The organism is Acinetobacter sp. UBA6720, assembly GCF_002454215.1.
Lineage (GTDB): Bacteria > Pseudomonadota > Gammaproteobacteria > Pseudomonadales > Moraxellaceae > Acinetobacter.
Genome location: NZ_DKIK01000094.1, coordinates 1 through 1,852, shown reverse-complemented (window position 1 = coordinate 1,852; position 1,852 = coordinate 1). Strand labels below are relative to the sequence as shown.

General features: G+C 41.3%; 1 protein-coding gene. It reads right to left on the bottom strand.

Annotated features, from left to right (window positions below; translation table 11 throughout):
• Positions 1 to 12 precede the first annotated feature (12 nt).
• The gene (gene lldP / locus B4F08_RS08705; RefSeq protein WP_125298213.1) at positions 13 to 1,677 is read right to left on the bottom strand and encodes an L-lactate permease; all 1,665 of its coding nucleotides are present in this window, start codon (positions 1,675 to 1,677) and stop codon (positions 13 to 15) included.
• Between the last annotated feature and the right edge of the window lie 175 nt (positions 1,678 to 1,852).

Genomic DNA, 1,852 nt, shown 5'->3' with positions numbered 1-1,852 from the left:
ACACAATTTGTGTTATGGAATCATCCATGGGAACACATAGGCTTGTAGAGTAATCATAATACCCATCATAATTGTGAACGTTATACTGTGTTTTAAGGTAAAACGGAATAAATCAGACTCTTTACCAACCAGTCCTACCGCCGCACACGCAATAGCAATCGATTGAGGTGAAATCATCTTACCGGTCACACCACCACTGGTATTGGCTGCCACCAGTAAAACTTCTGGCACACCAATTTGCTGAGCTGTGGTGGCTTGAAGCGCTGCAAACAATGCATTGGCAGAAGTATCTGAACCCGTGAGGAATACCCCCAACCAACCCAAGAAAGGTGAGAAGAACGTAAATGCCGAACCTGTATGTGCAAGGGCCAAAGCCAAGGTCGAAGACATACCCGAATAGTTTGCGATAAAAGCAAAAGACAACACCATACCAATTGAATAAATGGGAACTTTCAACTCATTCAGGGTTTCACCAAAAGTTACCACAGCATCTTTCGGTTTCATCTTCAAATAGGCAATGGTGATCAATGCTGCAATAAAAATCGCAGTTCCTGTCGCCGAGATCCAATCAAATTTGTAAATCGCGTCATAGTCTTTAATTTCAGCAACTACAGGTGGCATTTTTTGAATCATTTGATGCAAAAATGGCACTTTGATTGAAATCACGAGATCATGCAATGCACCGTCTTTGGCAAATAAATCCTTAAACGGTTTCACACTCCAGATCGTTACCATCACAGTTAAAATCACGAATGGAGTCCATGCTTTTGCAATTTGTCCTACAGTGTATTTTTGCTGTTTTTGTGCAGCCACATCTTCACTCATCGTTGCGTCTTGATCTGCAAAACGGAAAATGTGCTTCGGCTGCCAGTATTTAAACAAAATTGTTAAAGAAACCAAGGATGCAATTGCAGCCGTAATATCGGGTAATTCTGGACCAACAAAGTTAGAAGTTAAGTATTGTGCAATTGCAAAGCTACTTGCACCTACCACAACTGCTGGCCATGTTTCTTTAACACCGCGCCAGCCGTCCATGATTGCCATAATCCAGAACAACACGATTGGCACCATAAATGGTAGCTGACGGCCCACCATTTGGCTGATTTCCATCGTATCGACACCAGAGACTTGTCCAGCAACGATAATTGGAATACCCATCGCACCAAAAGCCACAGGTGCTGTGTTTACGATTAGGCATAGACCTGCTGCATATAACGGTTTAAAGCCTAAACCGACTAATAATGCTGCGGTAATCGCCACAGGAGCACCAAAGCCTGCAGCACCCTCTAAGAAAGTACCGAAAGCAAAACCCACCAACAGCATTTGTAAGCGCTGATCTTCAGTAATTGAGAGAATAGAAGAACGAATGATGTCAAACTGGCCTGTCTTCACTGAAATTTTATACAGGAATACCGCACCAATAATGATCCATGCAATCGGCCATAAACCGTAGAGGAAACCATAAGCCATCGATGCGAATGCCATCAGCACCGGCATCTTATAGACAAATAAAGAGACAAGAAGTGCAAGTACAACGGTGATCGTACCTGCCACACTGCCTTTTAAACGAAATACCGCGAGCGCCAAAAAGAAGAAGATAATCGGAATCAGTGCAATTAGACTTGAAATCCAAATATTCCCCATGGGATCATAAATTTGTTGCCACTGTTGAAGCATTGTCTACTCCTTGAAATGCTTAACTACTAGATTGAATAGTTTATTACACTTATATACCAAACTGGTATGACCATTTTAGTATTTAAGAGATAAAATGTACATTTTATATTAGAAATATTAGCCGAAAAACGCAATAGACAAGCTTTAATTTTTTTTTGGTGTGACCAATTTTAGA

Coding starts and splice junctions, on each gene's coding strand:
- lldP (WP_125298213.1), bottom strand. CDS start 1,677: ATGCTTCAACAGTGGCAACAAATTTATGATCCCATGGGGAATATTTGG.